Raw genomic sequence first — 2,686 nt, forward strand, 5'->3', positions numbered from 1 at the left:
GCCTGCGCCACCTGCTCCAGCCTGTCGGCGGCCACAAGCATGGCGTCTGCCTTTGCTTGCGCCTCCCGTCCGGCCTGTTCAGCCTGCCCCTGAGCAGTCCTGGCCTCCTGGGCCGCCTCGTCAGCCTGACGGCTTTTGGCGGCTGTTTCGTTGATAAGTTTTTTCAGTTTGTCCACCATGTCGCGCAATGCCTGCTCCAGCAGGGCGATTTCGTCCTTGCCGTCAGGAGTGATTGCCACATCAAGATTGCCTGCGGCAACGGCACGGGCCTGCCCGGTGATTTCTGCCAGGGGACGGGTGATGGACGTTGCCAGACGGTAGGAAAGAGGAATGACGAGCAGCAGCAAGGCCGCAAGAAAGCCGCCGCCATACGTGCCGAGGGTGCGGGTAAGCAGGCTGTTCATGGTGCTGTGCAGCCGGCGTTCTTCTTTGTCCACGTTATCAATATATACGCCCGTGCCGATCCAGTAGGGCGTGCCTTCTATCTTTTCCGCATAGCCAAGCTTGAAAACATCGCCCGCGCCGGGCTTGGGAAAGACAAAGTCCACAAAGCCGCCGCCTTTTGCCGCCGCCTTGTTCAGCTCTACCACATAGCGAACGCCCTGCTTGTCGGCAGTGCCGGACAGGTCTTTGCCGATAAGCTGCTTTTGCGTGGGATGGGCCACGTTGACAGTGCCCTCATAGACATAAAAATAGCCGGAGGCGTCGTCCTCAAAGCGGGATTTTTCCACATAATCGGCGATAACGCGCAACTGCTCCTGCTGGGGCAGGCCTCTGGTCATGGCAGCCAGGCCCAGCGCCGATGCCTGGGTGACGTCCTTGATGCGTGCGCGCTGCGAGTCCAGCAGCTGGTTTCTGGCAACCGAGGTTCCTTCCTTGATGACGCTGCTGGTCATGAAAAAGGACAGAACCGCCATGGCGATGATCATGGCTATCATCAGAGCGACAAAACAGGTGATCCGTTGGGCGATGCTGATGTTTTTGAACATGTGATTCTCCGGCCGTGGGCGGGCAACTGCTCCCGCCGGGCGGCGATACAGGGCTGTTATGGTTGTTGTTGGGGGGAGTGGACGTGGCCGCCGTTAATGGGGCTGTCAACCAGGTTCGTGAAGTACGTTCTTGGGCCTGTGTTCAGGTGCTGCCATAAGAAAGAGCGCAAAAATTTCCGCCGCTGCGGTGAGCCTGACAAACCGGTTTTTTTCGGGCCGGGATGCCTGCGGGCGCAATGGCGGAATACTTTTACGGATGGGGAGGGTCTGGTGATACATGGTTAGAAAAAAAATGAGCAAGCCATGCCTGCACAGACGCAGCACTTCGCCAAGGCCGAGAACAGCAAGTGTCCGGCCTGGCGGCGCATGGCAGCATCCTGAGGGCGTGGCGCCGCTCAGACCGCTGTTAGATAAAAAGAATTATTTACCATACCTGTTGTTGCGCGTCTTCGCAACAGCTCAGGAAGTGCTGCGGCATGCACGGCGTTTTTGCAGGGTCGCGCAGCCGCCGGTCGGGGCGCGGACGACAAAAAAGAAGCCCGGGCGCATGCGCGCCGGGGCTTCTTGTAACTTCATGGCGGAGGGGGAGGGATTTGAACCCCCGGAAGGCTCACACCTTCAACGGTTTTCAAGACCGCCGCGATCAACCGCTCTGCCACCCCTCCGCAGGGTGGGCACATCAGTGCCAGCAATGCTCTAGTAATGCATTCCGGGCGGAAACTCAATACACACGCCTGCAAAGATGCAGCCGTCCTTTCATCCCGTCCTTGCGCGCGGCAGCGCATGTTTTTTGCGGAAAAAAAGACGGCGCATTGTCCAGTCTGGAAACGCGCCGTTAAAAAACTTGCTACGCCGTGATTATTTAATGGCGTCTTTCAGGCCCTTGCCGGGCGTGAATTTGGCAACCTTGCTGGCCGGGATGGTGATTTCCATGCCGGTGCGGGGGTTGCGACCCTTGCGGGCGGCGCGTTCCACAACCTTGAAGCTGCCGAAACCGGTGAAGGTTACGGATTCGCCGGCAGCAAGGGCTTCGCGAAGTGCGGCGACAACGGCGTCAAGGGCTTCTTCAGCTTTGGCCTTGGTGGGAAGGCCAGCTTTGGCATGGATTTTTTCGACAAGCTCAGCTTTAGTCATGATTCTTACTCCATAAAAGGATTTCGGTTTGTTCCCTGACTATCCATATCGGGCGGCACATCGGAATAACCGGGGAGGTGGCCCGACGGGCCTTTCGCGCATGGGGCAGTCGCGCTATGCCGACCCGGGCATACGCGCGCCATGGGAATTTGCAGGCAGTGACGCTTTTAGCGCCGTCAGACTGTAGTCTCATTACGTTAGCGGCGTTTTCCTGTCAACGAAAAAGCACTGAATGCCGCGCCTGCTCTGGCTTTTCGTCATTAGCGGGCTGATTTTTTTTCACAAGCTTGCCCGGCGCGCCGTAAAAAAGCGTGAATAGTATGGTGAAATGATTGAAAATAAATGACGCCCTACAAGTCCACCAGCGTAACTTCGTTTTGGGCCATTTCACGGCCCAGAAAGAGGCTGCCCGTGCGGATAAAGCGGGCCACATTGTCTGTGGTCAGAAAGCGGCTTTGTCCGGTGCGGCATGCCGGGGCCGCAGGGGGCGTCCTTTGCTGCGTTTCGGGGTGGAGCGCACCCAGGCGGGCCAATTCGCCGGCCACCACCTGGGCCGTGATGGC

2 protein-coding genes, 1 tRNA gene and 1 pseudogene are annotated in these 2,686 nt (G+C 58.3%); all 4 read right to left on the reverse strand.

Features of this window, described 5'->3' with window-relative positions; translation table 11 throughout:
• Nucleotides 1-989 (reverse strand): cache domain-containing protein (locus tag V6C07_RS08005; protein WP_333535851.1); only part of this gene is annotated, 989 nt, incomplete at its 3' end.
• 575 nt (nt 990-1,564) lie between these two features.
• Nucleotides 1,565-1,654: transfer RNA gene (locus tag V6C07_RS08010), tRNA-Ser, on the reverse strand.
• A 193-nt stretch (nt 1,655-1,847) separates the two neighbouring features.
• Complete coding sequence (locus V6C07_RS08015) at nt 1,848-2,123, reverse strand: HU family DNA-binding protein (protein WP_012623739.1); 276 nt, start codon at nt 2,121-2,123, stop codon at nt 1,848-1,850.
• A gap of 350 nt (nt 2,124-2,473) precedes the next feature.
• Nucleotides 2,474-2,686 (reverse strand): annotated as a pseudogene (locus V6C07_RS08020) (glutamate racemase); the annotation flags it as partial.

Source organism: Desulfovibrio sp. 1214_IL3152, assembly GCF_036763055.1.
Lineage (GTDB): Bacteria > Desulfobacterota > Desulfovibrionia > Desulfovibrionales > Desulfovibrionaceae > Desulfovibrio.